The sequence below is a fragment of the Paracoccus zeaxanthinifaciens ATCC 21588 genome (assembly GCF_000420145.1).
Classification (GTDB): Bacteria; Pseudomonadota; Alphaproteobacteria; order Rhodobacterales; family Rhodobacteraceae; genus Paracoccus; species Paracoccus zeaxanthinifaciens.
Map to the genome: position 1 here is coordinate 1 of NZ_ATUJ01000003.1, position 15,481 is coordinate 15,481.

At 68.5% G+C, this 15,481-nt stretch carries 15 protein-coding genes and 1 pseudogene; 3 read left to right on the forward strand and 13 right to left on the reverse strand.

Annotation, left to right across the window (positions count from 1 at the left end; all coding sequences use genetic code 11):
- Positions 1 to 18 precede the first annotated feature (18 nt).
- The 10 genes and pseudogenes from F804_RS0103325 to F804_RS15520 form a co-directional block, all read right to left on the reverse strand.
- Positions 19 to 275: pseudogene (locus tag F804_RS0103325) on the reverse strand (transposase); the annotation flags it as partial.
- A 300-nt stretch (positions 276 to 575) separates the two neighbouring features.
- Positions 576 to 1,013, reverse strand: coding sequence for a hypothetical protein (locus tag F804_RS15515; RefSeq protein WP_022706328.1), 438 nt, complete (start codon positions 1,011 to 1,013; stop codon positions 576 to 578).
- 91 nt (positions 1,014 to 1,104) lie between these two features.
- Complete coding sequence (locus F804_RS0103335) at positions 1,105 to 2,202, reverse strand: DUF1513 domain-containing protein (RefSeq protein ID WP_425413860.1); 1,098 nt, start codon at positions 2,200 to 2,202, stop codon at positions 1,105 to 1,107.
- The gene (locus F804_RS0103340) at positions 2,199 to 3,164 is read right to left on the reverse strand and encodes an imelysin family protein (RefSeq protein WP_022706330.1); all 966 of its coding nucleotides are present in this window, start codon (positions 3,162 to 3,164) and stop codon (positions 2,199 to 2,201) included. Before F804_RS0103340 ends, F804_RS0103335 begins: the two co-directional genes overlap by 4 nt.
- On the reverse strand, positions 3,164 to 4,723 hold the full coding sequence (locus F804_RS0103345) for a di-heme oxidoreductase family protein (protein ID WP_084686440.1): 1,560 nt from the start codon (positions 4,721 to 4,723) through the stop codon (positions 3,164 to 3,166). The genes F804_RS0103340 and F804_RS0103345 overlap by 1 nt, the downstream gene beginning before the upstream one ends.
- Positions 4,707 to 5,963 (reverse strand): imelysin family protein, encoded by a 1,257-nt coding sequence (locus tag F804_RS0103350; protein ID WP_028725561.1) that lies wholly within the window; start codon positions 5,961 to 5,963, stop codon positions 4,707 to 4,709. Before F804_RS0103350 ends, F804_RS0103345 begins: the two co-directional genes overlap by 17 nt.
- Before the next feature lie 141 nt (positions 5,964 to 6,104).
- Positions 6,105 to 6,581: a hypothetical protein gene (locus F804_RS0103355; protein WP_022706333.1), complete on the reverse strand. Its 477-nt coding sequence runs from the start codon at positions 6,579 to 6,581 to the stop codon at positions 6,105 to 6,107.
- Entirely contained in the window at positions 6,578 to 7,387 is an 810-nt protein-coding gene (locus F804_RS0103360) for a DUF3100 domain-containing protein (RefSeq protein ID WP_022706334.1), read from the reverse strand. The genes F804_RS0103355 and F804_RS0103360 overlap by 4 nt, the downstream gene beginning before the upstream one ends.
- A 69-nt stretch (positions 7,388 to 7,456) precedes the next feature.
- Positions 7,457 to 8,599: a M20 aminoacylase family protein gene (locus F804_RS0103365; protein WP_022706335.1), complete on the reverse strand. Its 1,143-nt coding sequence runs from the start codon at positions 8,597 to 8,599 to the stop codon at positions 7,457 to 7,459.
- A gap of 154 nt (positions 8,600 to 8,753) precedes the next feature.
- Entirely contained in the window at positions 8,754 to 9,557 is an 804-nt protein-coding gene (locus F804_RS15520; protein ID WP_022706336.1) for a hypothetical protein, read from the reverse strand.
- Positions 9,558 to 9,689: 132 nt separating this feature from the next.
- On the opposite strand from F804_RS15520, the gene F804_RS0103375 reads away from it, so the two are divergent.
- Genes F804_RS0103375 through F804_RS0103385 form a run of 3 tightly spaced genes read left to right on the forward strand, consistent with a single transcriptional unit; the run spans position 9,690 to position 12,038 of the window.
- Positions 9,690 to 10,061: a PepSY domain-containing protein gene (locus F804_RS0103375; RefSeq protein WP_022706337.1), complete on the forward strand. Its 372-nt coding sequence runs from the start codon at positions 9,690 to 9,692 to the stop codon at positions 10,059 to 10,061.
- 7 nt (positions 10,062 to 10,068) lie between these two features.
- A complete protein-coding gene (locus F804_RS0103380; protein ID WP_022706338.1) occupies positions 10,069 to 10,737 on the forward strand; it encodes a response regulator transcription factor in 669 nt (222 codons plus the stop codon).
- Entirely contained in the window at positions 10,737 to 12,038 is a 1,302-nt protein-coding gene (locus F804_RS0103385) for a sensor histidine kinase (protein WP_028725563.1), read from the forward strand. The genes F804_RS0103380 and F804_RS0103385 overlap by 1 nt, the downstream gene beginning before the upstream one ends.
- A gap of 6 nt (positions 12,039 to 12,044) precedes the next feature.
- On the opposite strand, the gene F804_RS0103390 is transcribed toward F804_RS0103385, so the two are convergent.
- The 3 genes from F804_RS0103390 to F804_RS0103400 are packed head-to-tail and all read right to left on the reverse strand — an operon-like array spanning position 12,045 to position 15,417.
- A complete protein-coding gene (locus tag F804_RS0103390) occupies positions 12,045 to 13,517 on the reverse strand; it encodes a carboxypeptidase M32 (protein ID WP_022706340.1) in 1,473 nt (490 codons plus the stop codon).
- Positions 13,514 to 14,659 (reverse strand): heme A synthase, encoded by a 1,146-nt coding sequence (gene ctaA, locus F804_RS0103395; protein WP_022706341.1) that lies wholly within the window; start codon positions 14,657 to 14,659, stop codon positions 13,514 to 13,516. The genes F804_RS0103390 and ctaA overlap by 4 nt, the downstream gene beginning before the upstream one ends.
- Positions 14,660 to 14,694: 35 nt before the next feature.
- Positions 14,695 to 15,417: an RNA methyltransferase gene (locus F804_RS0103400; protein ID WP_022706342.1), complete on the reverse strand. Its 723-nt coding sequence runs from the start codon at positions 15,415 to 15,417 to the stop codon at positions 14,695 to 14,697.
- Positions 15,418 to 15,481: the final 64 nt, after the last annotated feature.

The window sequence follows — 15,481 nt, forward strand, 5'->3', positions numbered from 1 at the left end:
CACCGGGCTTCAGAAGTTTTTTCCCAGCATCTCCTTGAGCGTGGCACATCGAGCATCTGCTCCGCCAGCATCTTCTTCAGCTTCGCATTCTCGGCCTCAAGCGCCTTCAGCCGTTTGGCCTCCGACACTTCCATGCCCCCATACTTCGAGCGCCACTTGTAAAATGTGCCATCGCTGACGCCGTGCTTCCGGCAGAGCTCTTTGGCACCTATCCCGGCCTGGTGCTCCTTCAGGATGCCAATGATCTGCTCTTCGCTGAAACGGCTTTTCCGCATCTTCTGTCTCCTCGTTTCGAGAACAGGCTAACCTCAAACCGCGGACGTTTCAGGGGAGCAGGTCATCCGGATTAGCAACACGTCACGTGTGCAAAGGTTGTCGAAGACAGAGAACTCGAAAAGCGGCCAATCAGAACCAGAAGCCGACAGCCGCTATCGGCGCGTTTCCATACAGCCTAGGCCCAGAAGTGTCGCGGCCAGTTCTTACCGAGAAACTGGGCCTTGGGCCGAGACACTGGGGATCAGCCACGACGGCCACAGCGGAAGCCGTAGAGGCGACCGATGCAGCGCCCCGCCGGTTCAGGCGCCGACCGTCGCGGCGTTTCCGCGGCCCAACGCGCTGTCCAGCGACAGCAGCGTATCCTCGTGTCGGGCCAGGAACAGGCCCAGGATCGCGCCCATGATCGGCAGGCCCGCCATGAACAGCAGGTTCGACCCCTCGGCCAGCGGCATCAGGATGTGCGAGGCGGTCGAGACGGTCGAGACGCCGTGGATCAGCAGGCCCGCGCCATAGCTGACCGTCTTGAACAGGCCCAGGATGATCGCGACCGAAACGGCGATCTGCAACCCGCCCGCGATCATCGAGCTGGACGCGCCCAACCCCTCGATCCCGTAGAACTTGGCGAAGATGCCCGAGGTACCCTCGGTATCGACGATCTTCTTGACGGCCCAGGCCAGCAGGAACAGGCCGAAGGTGACGCGCACCGACAGAAGGGCGATCTTGACTGGGGAATTCATGTTGGATCCTTGAATGTTGTCGTATTGCCGAAGGCGCGCGCCCCGTCCGGGTGCGCCACCGACACGCAATTCGCGGAAACCACGGAAAACGTTACAGGGCCGCGCCCCGATTGCCCTGTTCCACGGACACGAGATGGTGATCCCATGCACGCCCCGGCCATTTCGCCAGGGCCTCGACCCCCTGCCCCGCCCGCACGAGTCCGCCAAGCCCGTCGGACACGAAGAAGCCGCCCGCTGCGGGCGCAAGGCCGCAGACGTCCTCGCGCCGGATCGTCTGCCGGTGGGCGCCCGAGCCGTCGAAGACCTGCACCCGCCCGCCACGGGGCGAGCTGATCGCGACATGCCGCCCCTCGGCATCGAAGGCGACCGAGCCGACATAGCCCTGCATCGCCATCGCCTCGTGGATGGGCAGTTCGGCCAGCACCGCGCCCTGCCCGCGCCGGTGCAGGCCCAGCAGGGGCATCCCCTCGGCCGGGTCGCCCTGCCATTGCATCCCGAAGGCCACCACGCCGTCCTGCCCGAAGGCGATATGGCGGATCGAGTTGCGGCGCAGTTCGGGGTCCAGCTCGATCTGGTCCAGCAGCGCCCCGTCGGTCGCGACATAGGACAGGTTCGGGCGCATCAGGTCGACATCCAGCTTGACGCCCGGCTGGTCGGGGTGATTGCGATACCCGCCATTGGCCGCGACAAGGATGTCGCCCGGCATCCGCCTGATCTCGTGCGGGCCGATGCCGTGGGTCGGGATCTCGGCGATGCGGCGCCATCCTTCGCGGCGTGACCACAACCCGATGCGCCCCTCGCCGCTGTCATAGGCGTTTTCCGATGTGCACAGGATCTCGCCATCCGCGATGAAGGTGCCGTGGCCGTAGAAATGCCGCCCCTGCGGCGCATGCAGCCGGGCCAGGACCTGTCCGGTCACGCAGTTCAGCACGATGGCGAAATTGCCGGGGCTGCGGGCAAAGGCCACGGCCTCGGGGGCGGTCGGATGGGCGGCGGCGGCGTGGCCGCGACCGGGCAGCGGGATGCGGAACAGGTCCGCGCCCCGATCCGACAGGCCGAACAGCGCATAGCCGCCATCCCCTTCGCGCGCGGCGCCAAGGATCGCGGGGCTGCCCGCATCGGCCCAGCCCAGCCGGGGCGCGACCGCCCCCGCCATCAGCGCCGTCAGGAAGCTGCGCCTGCGCATCAGTCGCCATCCTTGGAATTGAAGCCTGCGGTCAGGCCAAGCCCGCCGCCGATCTCGCCCTCGATCGCGGTGCCGATGGCGCGGATGCGCTGTTGCAGGATCTCGATCTTCAAGCGCTGCGTCGGGTCGGTGACCCCTTCAAGGCGCGGATCGTCCTGCAATTCCGCGACCTGCGCCTGCGCGTTGTCGAAGGCCGCCTCGGTCAGGGGGATCGGATCGTCCGACAGCGCGACGGCCATGTCGCGCAGCGCGGCCAGCGACAGTTCGATGTTGCGCAGCGGGCGGTCGCTGCGCCACGCCTCGGCCAGCTTGGGGCGGGGCTTGTCGAAGCTGCCCATCGGGCGGCCAAGTCGCTGATCGGCGTCGAATTCGATGCCCGACAGCAGCGCGGTATAGATCGCCTGATCCGCCTCTCGGGCAGACAGATAACGGTCGTTCCCGTCCTGCCCCGCATCCAGCATCAGCTGCGCGTGGTCCTGCCAGTCGGCCTGCACGGCATCGGCGATGGTGGCCAGGTCGGTCGCGATGGCGCGGGCATAGCGGCATTCGTAATCGCCAACCTCGTCCGCCATCAGCTGTTCCAGCGCCATCAGACCGCGTCCGGCGATCGAGACCTCGGCAAAGCCCGCCGGATCGTCCACCACCGGATCCTGATCCGCGACCAGCCCCCGGACCGAGCGTGCGACAAGCCCGCGCGGATCGGGCCAGAACGCAACCGTCAGCGCACGCCCGTCCTGTTCCAGCGGCCCGAAGGCCAGATGCGACAGGCCCATCCAGGCGTCGAATGCCTGCCGATAGGGGGCGTCCAGCGCGCTGGCCGAACAATCGGCACCGGCCGCATCGGCCAAGGCGTGCGCGGCCGTCGCAAAGCGGTCGGTCGCGGGCAGGATATGGTCGTTCACCACCTCGGGGGTGCCGGCCATGGCGGGCAGCGGCAGCAGGGCAAGGGCCAGCAGGGTTCGCATCACAGGCTTTCCACAAATCGGATCAGGGCCGCCCGGTCCTCGGGCGGGATGTCGATGACGGCGTCGCGGGCGGGCGCGGCCTCGCCGCCATGCCACAGGATCGCCTCCAACACGGAACGCGCGCGTCCGTCATGCAGCAGCATGCTGTGCCCGTTGACGGTCTGGGTCAAGCCGATGCCCCACAGGGGCGGCGTGCGCCATTCGCGGCCATTCGCCAGCCCCTCGGGGCGGTGATCGGCCAGCCCGTCGCCCATGTCGTGCAGCAGCATGTCGGTATAGGGCCAGATCAGCTGGAAGCTGTGCTCGGGCCGATCCTCCATCCGCGCGGTGACGTATTTGGGCCGGTGACAATCGGCGCAGCCCGTGTCGTAGAAGACCTGCTTGCCCCGCAGCACCTGTGCATCGCCTTCGTCGCGGCGGGCGGGAACGGCAAGGTTCTGGCTGTAGAAAACGGTAAGCGCCAGCCCTTCGGCGTCGATCTCGAACCCGCGTGCATCGCCGCCGCCATGGGGGGCGGTGCGGCAGTCCTGCTGGGCCTCGGTGCATTCGCCCGCATGGTCCGGATGCAACGGGTTCGAGATGCCGAGATCGCCCGAAAATGCGCTGGCGGATTGTTCCTCGACGGTGGGCATCCCGGCCTTCCAGCCGAAACGCCCCAGCATCGGGGCGTCATGCCGCGCCGACCAGACGATATTGGCCCGCCCCGAGATCCCGTCGCCATCGGCATCATCCGGATCGGCACCGGCAAGGATGTCGGCGGTCGGGATCGCCTCCAGCAGGCCAAGGCCGATCATCGGCGGGGCGACGCGGGGGCTGATCATCAGATCGTCGCGCAAGGGTCCGTATGCCGGATCGGCGATCCCGTATTCGGGCACGCGCAGATGCGCGACCTCGCCGCCCGACAGATCGACCCGCGTTTCGGCATAGTCGATGGTCATGCGCCCTTCCGCCGGAACGCCCGCGACCGACAGATCCTGCAACTGCCCGCCATAGGTCGGATCGGGGCGCGTCGGCTCGACCGGGTTACCGGTCCCGGCCAGGTATTCCTCGATCTGGCTGCGGGGGTCGTTCCCCGACGCCGGCACCGACAGCCGCAGGAACATCGAGCCGCCAGCCTCGCCCCGCGTGTCGGGGGGATGGCCGCGCCCGTCCTTCAGGTGGCAGTTCTGGCAGCCGCGCGAATTGTACAGCGGCCCCAGCCCGTCGGATGCCAGCGTCGACGAGGGCGAGGACACCCACAGCTTGCGAAACAGCCCGTTGCCGACCTTGAAGCGCAATTCTCCCTCGAACCCGATATTGGCCGAGGGCTGCGAGAACGCATCCGCATCGTCGCGGGCACGCACGGTCGCGGCCCCGCCGGGATTGCCCTCGAAGGGTTCGGGCGCGGTGAAGTCCTGCGTGGGTACGACGACATCCGCGATCCGCGCGGTCTCGGCGCCGGTGCGGGGCGTGGCGTTCAGGTGCAGATCGGTCAGCGCCGGCCCTTCCGCAAGGACCGGCGCCGCCGTGATCATCAGCAGCGGCAGCAGGTGCCGCGCGGCCTTACTGGAAGACGGCATCGGGGCTGTCGAGGCTGTCCGAGCCCTCGATGGCGACGTCCTGCGCACCCAACAGCGTGACCGCGCGCTCGATATCCTGCGTCTGCGCGACCAGCGCATCGACGGCGGCCATGATCAGCCCCTCGCCCGCGTCATTGCCGCGTGCCAGCATCTGGTCGTACGAGGTGCCGCCCTCGGCCACGGTCTTGATACGGCCCAGCTTGGCCACGCTGTCGTCCAGACCCGCGCGCAGCGACTGATCGACCGATGCGTCGGCCTCGGCCACCAGCGAGGACAGGCTCTCGCCCGAGACGACCGTGCCGTCGATGCGGGTGTATTCGCCCAGATAGACGTTCCGGATGCCCAGCCCGTCGTAATAGTGGCTGTTATGCGTGTTGTCCGAGAAGCAGTCGTGTTCCTCTTCGGGGTCGTTCAGCATCACGCCCAGCTTCATGCGCTCGCCCGCCAGTTCGCCATAGGACAGGCTGCCCATGCCGGTCAGCATGGCGCTGATCGCGGCGTCGGGATCCGCGGTCAGGCCGGTCGCGGCCTCGCCGCCCTCGGCCCATTGCGCGGTCATCCATTCCAGGTCGCTGACCAACAGGTCGGTCGCGGCCTTCAGGTAATCGCCGCGACGGTCGCAATTGCCGCCGGCGCAGTCGTCACCCGCGGCATAGTCGGTCCAGGGACGGTCGCCCGCGCCGTGGTCGGTGCCGTTCAGGTCCTGCCCCCACAGCAGGAACTCGATCGCGTGATAGCCGGTGGCGACATTCGCCTCGATCGCGTCGGCCTCGTGCAGCTGGCCCGACAGCAGGTCGGGCGTGATCTCGGTCGCGTCAATATCCTCGCCCGACAGGGTGAAGGTCGGCGCGGCGACCACGTTCAGCGCGGCATATTCATTCGCATCCGACGCCCCGCCATAGGACGGGTCGACATAGTCGATCAGCCCCTCGTCCAGCGGCCAGGCGTTCACCTTGCCTTCCCAGTCGTCCACGATGGCATTGCCGAAGCGCAGCGCCTCGGTCTGCTGATAGGGCACGCGGGCCGCAAGCCATGCGGCGCGGGCATCCTGCAGCGCCTCGGCCGAGGGGGTCTCGATCAGCGCATCGACGGCGGCCTGCAGGTCGCGCGCGGCGATCAGGCTGTCCTCGTATCCGGCATGGGCGATGGCGATGTAATTCGCGACGACCTCGGGCTTGCCCGCAAGGGCGGGCGAGGCGGTGGCCAGGGCAAGGGCGGAAATGGCGAGAGTGGTCTTCATGCGATCCTCCGTGGGCGTGATGGCCTGCACGGGGGCTGGCCGCTTGCCCCGGCGTTTTGCCCGAACGGAAGATGCGAAGTCAATCCTGACTTCTTTGATTGGAAAATCCCGCGCAGGTTGCGCCCCGCGCGGGATCCGGCATCACAGGAACAGATCGGCCACCATCGCGGAACCGACATAGGTGCCCGTCATGACCAGCAGCGCCACGATGAAGATCTTCCACCCCGAGGTCTTGGCGATCTCGATCTCTCGGCGCGCGATGGCGATGCCCGCATAGGCAAGGCAGGGCGTCGCAAGGGTCAGGAAGTTCACGTGCCCCACCTGCTCCAGCACCCAGGCGCTGCCGGGCGTCCAGGGCAGCGTGGCCGCGATCCCCACCAATGAGATCCAGGCGACCGAGGGCAGCCCGAACGGCACCAGCTGCGTCAGAAGCACCCCGATCATCGAGATGACGTAAAGGATCGCGATCCCCGTCACCGACTGCACCAGCGTCGCATCGGTGGCGACGGTGTTGCCGACCAGCCCGATAGCGCAGACGGCGGTCAGCAGCAGGGCCTGATCGGCGATGCCTAGCTTGGGGTCGGCCTCGGGATCGGCGGGAATGTCGGAATTGGTCATGCGCGATCCTCCTTCGGGCCCATCAGGGCATAGAGCTTCTCGGTCAGGGGCAGCGCGACGAAGATGCACAGATACATGCCCGTCGCATAGGTCAGCACGTTGGACGCGCCCGCCAGGGCCAGGATCTGCTCCTCCATCGCGGGGACGGCATGGGCCAGCGCGCCGGAACAGGCGGCCATCATGGACCCCGACCCGATGCCGCAGGCCATGGCCAGCGCCTCGACGCTGAACAGCCCCGAGGTCGCAAGGACGGATGCCAGGATCGCGAAGATGAAGGTCCCGAACAGCGTGCCGATGACATAGACGCCCATCACGCCCGCCCCCTCGGGCGATTTCAGCCCATAGCGGTCGGCGATGATCGCGATGTTGGGCTCTCGCGCGACCGAGAAGCTGGCCCCCACGGATTCGCGGCCCATGCGCAGGACCAGGACGGCGATCGGGAAGGCCAGGACGATGGTTCCCAGGTTGCCCAGTTCCTGCAGGATCAGGGCGGGACCGGCGGCGACGATCTGTTCCATGGACGGGCCGATGATGGTCCCGAACTTGGCGATGAAGGGCATGATCGCGATTACGATCAGCGGCGAGGCGGCGCGCACCTCGCGCTGGCGCAGCCAGCCGCCCGCCCTGGAAACCACGTTCGGATTGATCAGCAGCCCCATCACGAAGGCATAGAGCAGCGGCAGCAGCAGGATCGACCCGATGGCGATGGGAACGGCGATCACGCCGATCAGCTCGGCGATGATGGTGATGGCAAGCACGCTTGCGTGCAGGCGCCAGTCGAGGAGTATCTCCCCAGTCCTAGTCATGGCATCCTCTCATATTTTTCAAGGGCATCGCCTTACATGCCGCGACGCGGGAAGGCGATGCCGAAAACGTCAGCCGCCCGTGATCGCGCGCTGCCCCAGCCGCACCCACATCTCGGCGCCGCGGGGCAGGATCGCGTCGTTGAAATCGAAGCGCGGGCTGTGCAGGCCGGGGTTCTCGCCCTCGCGGGCCGCGCCCAGCCACATGTAGGCGCCGGGGCGTTCGTTCAGCATGAAGGCGAAATCCTCGGATGCCATGCTGGCGGTGGATTGCGGCAGATCGAACCCCATCCCCGAGGCGACCTCGCGCGCAAGCGCCGCCTGAACGGGGTCGTTGATCGTGGCGGGATAGCGGCGCTGGTAATCGACGCGGGCGGTGCAGCCATGGGCCGCGGCGGTGCCGTTCACGACCTCGGACAGGCGGGCCTCCAGCACGTCGCCTGCCCCGGGGGCGAACCAGCGGACGGTGCCGCGCAGGATCGCGCGGTCGGGGCAGACGTTCCAGGCAGAACCGGTATGGATCTGCGTGACCGAGACCACGCCGGGATCCAGCGGCGAAAGGCGCCGCGCGGGCAGTTCCTGCAACGCGCTGGCGATGCGCGCCGCCGCCGCGACCACGCCGTCGCCCTGTTCCGGCATCGCGGCATGGCTGCCATTGCCGTTCACCTCGATCTCGAACACGGCGAAGGCCGCCATCATGTCGCCGTCGCGGGCGACGAACTGCCCCGGCTTCAGCCCCGGCCAGTTGTGGATGCCGAAGACCGCATCGCAGGGAAATTCGCGGAACAGCCCGTCCTCGATCATCACGCGCGCGCCGCCGTCGTTTTCCTCGGCGGGCTGGAAGATCAGGTTGACGGTGCCGCCCACGATCCCTTCGGCGGCCATCTGGCGTGCGGCCAGAAGCAGCATCGCGGTATGCCCGTCATGGCCGCAGGCATGCATCCGCCCGGCATGGACCGAGGCATGCGGCAGGCCCGTCGCCTCCTCGATCGGCAGCGCGTCGATATCGGCGCGCAGGCCCACGCTGCGACCGCCCTGCCCCAGCTGCGCGACGACGCCCGTGCCCGCCAGCCCATGATGCACGCGCCAGCCCCAGCCCTCCAGCAGGCCCGCGATCAGCCCCGAGGTGCGGTGCTCCTGGAAACCCAGTTCGGGGTGGCGGTGAAGATCGTGGCGCCAGGCGACGGCCTCGGCGATATGGTCGTGATCGAACATGGGATGCCCCTTCCAGCGATGGTTCCACCCACGGGGCCGGACCGCGCGCGGGCTTACACCCAGTGCAAATAGCGAAGCCGCCCGGAAAAGGCGAGGCGCGGATATGCGAATGCCGCCCCCGAGGGGGCGGCATTCATCATTCGGTGGCCGTGGATCAGCGTGCGGTTTCGCGGACGACCTCGCCGCGCGGGGTGACTTCCAGCACGACTTCCTCGCCCTGCGGGTTCGTGGCCTCGACGGTCATGCGGCGGCCATTGACGCGCAGGGTGCCCAGATCCTCGTAGCCTGCGGCCGAGAGGTCTGCGGCCAGCGCGGCCTCGTCGACCTGCGGGTCGCGGGGTTCGCCCTTCGGGCCGTGATCGTGGTCGCGACCCTCGGGGCCGTGGCCGCGCATGTCGCCGCCATGCCCGCCGCGGTGCTCACCGCGATGCTCACCACGGTGCTCGCCGCGGGGGCCGCGCTCGTGATCGCCATGCGGCGCACCCTTACCGGGGCGACCGTCATGATCGCCGCGACCGAAGCGCATCACCCGGCCCGCATCGTCGAAAGCGGCGCGGACGCGTTCGCCATTGGCATCCGTGCCACCGATCTCGACGCCCTCGGGCATCAGGCGCAGACCCTCGATCTCGGCGAACTGCTCGAAGATGGCGTTGTCGCGGACGGCCTGGGGCAGCAGGGCATCGATCGCGGCCTCGGGCAGGACCGCGTCGTCGGCGCGCAGGCCCATCAGCTCTCCGTCGCGGTTCAGGAAGGCCTCGATGCGGGTGCCGTCCTCCAGCTCGCCCGAGACGCGCTGGCCGCGGCGGCCTTCCTCGGTGGTGGTGTCGGTCAGGTTCAGCGACTGCAGCGCCTCGGGCAGTTCGACCGCTTCCTGCGCGGTGGCCATGCCGGACATGATCGGCGACAGGCCCATCAGGGTGACAAGCGCGGCCGAGGTTGCAAGCGTGCGGAATTTCATGGTGCTTCTCCAGTCTTCGTTATCCGGTCGGGCTGTCCCGACCTCACGAATCGGTTCTAGCGCAGGGCCGCCGAACGAAAGGCCAATGTTCCGTTTGGATTCCATTGGGCCATACCCTGTATAGATGGGGGAATGAAAAACGCGATCCTCATTGCCTGCCTGCTGACGGCCGCCATGTCCGCCCCTGCCCCCGCGCAAGAGGTCATGGCACCCGAACTGACGCAGCCCTGGGAAACGGGCTTTCGCCCGATGCCCATGCGCCGGATCGCGGGTGCCGTCATGGCACGATACCAGGGACGGCTGATCGCGGTCGCGACCGTCCCGCCCACCCCCGAGGAACACGACCTCGGGGCGCAGCTCGTCTATGAACTGCGGCTGCTGACCCCGGCACGGGACGTCCTGAACATCCGCGTCGATGCGCGGACGGGGCGTTTCCTCGAGGTCGCGGGCCGCGACATCCTGAAGGCCCGCCGCGACGGGCCGAAACGACCCCCAAGGAACTGAACCGACCATGCGTGCCCTGATCGTCGAGGACGACCCGCAACTGGCCAGTCAGCTTGTCGATGCGATGCGACAGGCGGGCTTTGCCACCGACACCGCCAGCGACGGCGAGGACGGCGAATACCTCGGATCGACCGAGACCTACGACGTCGCGATCCTGGACCTGGGCCTGCCCTCGATGTCGGGGATCGAGGTGCTGACCCGCTGGCGCGACCAGGGGAACGCGATGCCCGTGCTGATCCTGACCGCGCGTGGCGACTGGACCGACAAGGTCGCGGGCTTTCGCGCGGGCGCGGACGATTACGCGGTTAAGCCCTTCCGCCTGGACGAGGTGGTGCTGCGCGCCCAGACCCTGATCCGCCGCGCGGCGGGCCATGCGCGTGCGGTCATCACGGCGGGCAGCCTGCGGCTGGACGCGCAGCTTGGCGTGATCACCCGCGACGATGTCGCGCTGAAGCTGACCGCATTCGAGACCCGCATCCTGACCTATCTGCTGCATCACCACGACCGCGTCGTCACCCGGACCGAGCTGAGCGAGCACCTCTACGAGGCCGATACCGACCGCGACTTCAAGTCCATCGAGGTCGTGATCGGCCGGCTGCGCAAGAAGGTCGGCGACGGCATCATCGAGACCCGCCGCGGCGAGGGGTATGTCCTGCGCAGCAAGGCCCCCGCGTGATGCTGCGATCCATTCGCGGACAGCTGCTGCTGCTGGCGGCGGTCTGGATCGGGGCGGCGCTGCTGGCGGCGTTCCTGTTCATCTCGGGGCTGCTGGAGGGGTTCGTGACCGACCGCTTCGACGCCGAGGCGCAGGCCGCCGCCGACAGCCTGATCGGGCGCCTGCAGGTGCAGGACGACGGCAGGACCGAACTGGACGCCATCCCCATGGCCGCGAATTACGACCTGCCCTTCTCGGGGTGGTACTGGCAGGTGGCGGCGGACGGGGTGCCCGTCGCGCGGTCGCTGTCGTTGCTGGACGGGCGGCTGGACGGGCCCGCGGGCAACCTGCGCGGCGCATCGGGGATGGATGCGGACGGCGCGGGCCTGCGCATCCTGCGCCAGGAAATCACCCTGCCCGATACCGATGCCCTGATCGCCGTGACCGTCACCGCGCCCAGATCGGCCATCGATGCCAGCCTGTCGCAGATCACGCGACCGCTGGCCCATGCGCTGCTGCTTCTGTGGGCCGCGCTGGCGGCGGCGACGCTGGTGCAGGTGACGGCGGGCCTCAGCAGCCTTAAGCGGTTGCGGCTGGACCTGGCGCAGGTCCGCGCGGGCAAGGCCGAGCGCCTTCCCCGCCCCTCGGTCACGGAACTGCGCCCGCTGGTGGACGAGATCAACGCCGCGCTGGACCAGAATGCCAGCCTGCTGACGCGGTCGCGGCAGCATCTGGGCAATCTTGCACATTCGCTCAAGACGCCCCTGGCGGCATTGTCGAACGAACTGCCGCAGGACCATGCCGGCCAGCCGCTGATCGCGCGGATGGACCGGCTGATCGGCTGGCACCTGCGCCGCGCCCGCAGCGCGGGCCCGCGCAGCCTGGGCCAGAGCACGCCCATCGCCCCTGTGATCGAGGACATCCTGCTGGTCCTGCGCTGGCCCATGGCCGACAAGGGCATGGGCGCGGAAACCGTCCTGCCCCCCGACGCGCGCTTTGGGGGCGAACGTCAGGACCTCGAGGAGATGGTCGGAAACCTGTGCGAGAATGCCGTCAAATGGGGCCGGTCGCGACTGCGGATCAGCGTCGCGCAGGACGACGCGCGGCTGCTGCTGACGGTCGAGGATGACGGCCCCGGCATGTCGCCCGACCAGATGCCGCGGGCATTGCGTCGCGGGGGTCGGCTGGACGAACAGGGCCCGCCCGGCGCGGGGCTGGGCCTTGCCATCGTTGCGGATCTTGCCGCGCTGCATGGCGGGCAGCTGCGGCTGGAACGTTCCGATCTGGGCGGGCTGTCCGCGATCGTCGAACTGCCCGCCTGACAGGGACTAGAGCCCGTAGATCTGGCCGAACTTGGCCTCGAGGTAATCCAGAAGCGGTTCGGGCGACACGGATGCGCCCGCCGCCTGCTCGATCACCTGCGCGGGGGGCATCAGGCCGCCGTGGCGCTGGACGTTCTCTCGCAGCCATTCGGTCGCGGGGGTGGCGTCGCCCTCCGCCAGGGCCGCGTCCAGGTCCGGCACCTGGTCGCGCAGCGCGCCGTTCAGGCATCCGGCATAGACGTTGCCCAGGGCATAGGTCGGGAAGTACCCGAACAGCCCCACCGACCAGTGGACATCCTGCAGGATCCCGTTCGACGGGCGATCGACCGCCACCCCGAAATCCCTGAGGAAGCGGGCGTTCCAGGCCTCGGCCAGGTCCTGCGTGTCCAGCCGCCCGGAAATCAGGTCGCGCTCCAGGTCGAAGCGCAGCATGACATGCAGGTTGTACTGCACCTCGTCGGCCTCGGTGCGGATGTAACCGGGGGTCACGCGGTTCACCGTGGCATAGAAGGCATCCGCATCGGTGACGTTCAGCCCGTCGAACGCCTCGGACATGCGCCCGAACAGCCAGCCGGTGAAGGCACGGCCACGGCCCAGCTGGTTCTCGTAGATGCGGCTCTGGCTTTCGTGCACGCCCATGGACACGCCCCGCCCCAGGGGGGTGAAGGCGTAATCCTCGTCGATGCCCAGCTCGTAGCTGGAATGCCCGACCTCGTGGATGGTCGAGTAGATGCAGTTGAACGGGTCCGTCTCGACCACGCGGGTCGTGATCCGGCTGTCCTGCCAGCGACCCGAGCTGAAGGGATGGACCGCAAGGTCGATCCGCCCCCGCGTCCAGTCATAGCCGAAGGCCGTGGCGCAGGCGCGCGACAGGCGCAGCTGCGTTTCCTGCGGGAAATGCCCCGACAGCTGCTGCGGCTGGCGTTCGGCGCCCAGCACGTCGTCGCGCAGCGCGACCAGGCGCGGCCGCATCGCATCGAACAGCGACGCGATGCGCGCGCCGGTCATGCCCGGTTCGTAATCGTCCAGCAGCGCGTCGTACAGATCGCCGCCATCGGCCAGCGCGGCGGCCTCTTCGCGCTTCAGCATCAGGACCTGGTCCAGCGTGGGCAGGAAATCCTCGGGGGCCTCGTTGGCGCGGGCCTCGGCCCAGATCCCCTGCGCCAGCGAGGTCAGGCGCGCAAGCTCGGAGGCAAGGCGCGCGGGCACGCGGCTGGTGCGGGCGAAGTCGCGGGCGATCAGCTCGACCGCGCGGCGGTCGCCCTCGGTCTGGGGCTCGGCGGCCTCCAGCCATTCGCCGATGCGCGGGTCGGTGCGGCGTTCGTGCAGCACCTCCTCCATGGCGGACATCTCCTCGGCGCGCTGTTCGGCGGCGCCGCGGGGCATGACCGTTTCCTGGTCCCAGCCCAGCCGCTCGGCGACCGAGGACAGGGCTTCGGTCTGGCGCTGGAAGGCCAGCAGATCGTCGAATGCGCTCATTTCCGGGCTCCTCGGATCGAGGTTTCGATGGGATAGCGGGCGTGGTGACGCGCCCGCAGGATCATGGCGAACAGGACGACCGCGCCGAACTGATGCGCCAGCGCCAGCCCCAGGGGCGAGGCATGGACGACATTCATGATACCCAGCCCGATCTGCGCCGCCATGGCGGCAATCATGACCGTGAAGGCCCCGCGCGTCACCGGATGCGGCGAACGGCGCGCGCGCAGCCAGACGACCACGGCGAAGATCGCGACAAGATATCCGGTCATGCGGTGGATGAACTGCACCAGGGCCGGGTTCTCGAAGAAGTTGCGCCAGCCAAGAACCGGATCCCAGATCGCGTCGGGGATCCATTCGCCGCCCATGGTGGGCCAGCCGGTATAGGTGCGCCCCGCGTCGATCCCCGCGACCAGCGCGCCCAGAAGGATCTGCACCGCGGTCAGGTGCAGAAGGCCCGTGGACATGCCGAACAGCTTGGCCTCGCCCGCGCGGCGGGCGCGCATCAGGTCGGCCTCGGACCGCGAGAGCTGCAGGACGTACCAGGTGATCAGGCCCAGGATCAGGAAGGCGATGCCCAGATGCACGGCCAGCCGATACGAGGCGACGCTGGTCATCCCCTCGACCAGGCCCGAGCTGACCATCCACCAGCCGATCGCGCCCTGCAGCCCGCCCAGCACGCCGATCGTCAGCAGGCGCGGCATCCACCCCGTCGGCACGCGGCGGGTCGCGGCGAAGAACAGCAGCCCCACGGCCCAGACAAGGCCGACCGCGCGGCCCAGCAGGCGGTGCCCCCATTCCCACCAGTAGATCTGCTTGAACTCGGACAGGGTCATGCCCCGGTTCAGTTCCTGGTATTGCGGGATCTGCTGGTACAGCGCGAATTCCGCATCCCAGTCGGCCGCGTTCATGGGCGGCAGCGCGCCGGTCACGGGCTTCCATTCGGTGATGGACAACCCGCTGTCGGTCAGGCGCGTGGCGCCCCCCACCACGATCATGGCAAGGACCATCACGAACAGCACCGACAGCCAGGCGCGGATCGCGCGGCGCGCGCCACGGGGGCGCGCGTCGATCATGCCCCTGGTCTGGGCGGGCCGTGCCGCCTGCGGGTCCGAGACTTCCTGGAAGACAGGGCGCTTGGCCATCGCTTGCTCCTTTTGGCGCGGAGGTTATGGGGGGCTTATCGGCGGGTCAACTGCCGCAGGACGCCGTGCAGGACGCGGACATCGCCGCGCGTCAGCGCCAGGCGCGACCACATGTTGCGCATGTTCAGGCGCATGGATGCGGCCTTCGTCTCGGGAAAGAAGAAGCCCGCGGCCTCCAGCTTCTCCTCGTAATGGTCGCCCAGGCGCTCGATCTCGACGCGGTCGGCGGCGGTCTCGCTGTCCTCGCGGCGGGCATGGGGATTGGGCTCGGGCGGCAGGATGTCGCGACCGTATTCATAGCCCATCAGCAGCACGGCCTGCGCTAGGTTCAGCGACGGGAAATCGGGGTTCACCGGCACCGTCACGATGGCATTGGCGCGGGCGATGTCGTCGTTTTCCAGCCCCGTGCGTTCGGGGCCGAAGACGATGGCGCTGCGCCCCTGCCGCGCGCGGGTGTCGGCCATCGCGGTTTCCGGCGTGAAGACGGGCTTCGTCAATTCGCGGCCACGGGCGGTCGTGGCATAGGCGTATTCGATCCCCTCCATCGCGTCGGCAAGCGTGGCATAGACCTTGGCCTGGTCCAGCACCTTGCCCGCGGCACCCGAGGCCATCGCGACGGCCTTGGGGTTGGGCCAGCCGTCGCGCGGCTCGACCAGCCGCATCTCGGTCAGGCCGAAGTTCAGCATCGCGCGCGCAGCCGCGCCGATATTCTCGCCCATCTGCGGGCGAACGAGGATGATGACGGGATTTCGATCCATTTGCATGGCTCAGGCATCTAGTGCGTCTGGCGGCGGCGGGCAAGCTGCGCTAGATGCGACATAA

Bases quoted from the DNA above. Each gene is read 5' to 3' on its own strand.
- F804_RS15515 (WP_022706328.1), bottom strand. From the start codon at position 1,013: ATGAATTCCCCAGTCAAGATCGCCCTTCTGTCGGTGCGCGTCACCTTC.
- F804_RS0103340 (WP_022706330.1), bottom strand. From the start codon at position 3,164: ATGCGAACCCTGCTGGCCCTTGCCCTGCTGCCGCTGCCCGCCATGGCC.
- F804_RS0103345 (WP_084686440.1), bottom strand. From the start codon at position 4,723: ATGCCGTCTTCCAGTAAGGCCGCGCGGCACCTGCTGCCGCTGCTGATG.
- F804_RS0103350 (WP_028725561.1), bottom strand. From the start codon at position 5,963: ATGAAGACCACTCTCGCCATTTCCGCCCTTGCCCTGGCCACCGCCTCG.
- F804_RS0103355 (WP_022706333.1), bottom strand. From the start codon at position 6,581: ATGACCAATTCCGACATTCCCGCCGATCCCGAGGCCGACCCCAAGCTA.
- F804_RS0103360 (WP_022706334.1), bottom strand. From the start codon at position 7,387: ATGACTAGGACTGGGGAGATACTCCTCGACTGGCGCCTGCACGCAAGC.
- F804_RS0103365 (WP_022706335.1), bottom strand. From the start codon at position 8,599: ATGTTCGATCACGACCATATCGCCGAGGCCGTCGCCTGGCGCCACGAT.
- F804_RS15520 (WP_022706336.1), bottom strand. From the start codon at position 9,557: ATGAAATTCCGCACGCTTGCAACCTCGGCCGCGCTTGTCACCCTGATG.
- F804_RS0103375 (WP_022706337.1), top strand. From the start codon at position 9,690: ATGAAAAACGCGATCCTCATTGCCTGCCTGCTGACGGCCGCCATGTCC.
- F804_RS0103380 (WP_022706338.1), top strand. From the start codon at position 10,069: ATGCGTGCCCTGATCGTCGAGGACGACCCGCAACTGGCCAGTCAGCTT.
- F804_RS0103385 (WP_028725563.1), top strand. From the start codon at position 10,737: ATGCTGCGATCCATTCGCGGACAGCTGCTGCTGCTGGCGGCGGTCTGG.
- F804_RS0103390 (WP_022706340.1), bottom strand. From the start codon at position 13,517: ATGAGCGCATTCGACGATCTGCTGGCCTTCCAGCGCCAGACCGAAGCC.
- ctaA (WP_022706341.1), bottom strand. From the start codon at position 14,659: ATGGCCAAGCGCCCTGTCTTCCAGGAAGTCTCGGACCCGCAGGCGGCA.
- F804_RS0103400 (WP_022706342.1), bottom strand. From the start codon at position 15,417: ATGGATCGAAATCCCGTCATCATCCTCGTTCGCCCGCAGATGGGCGAG.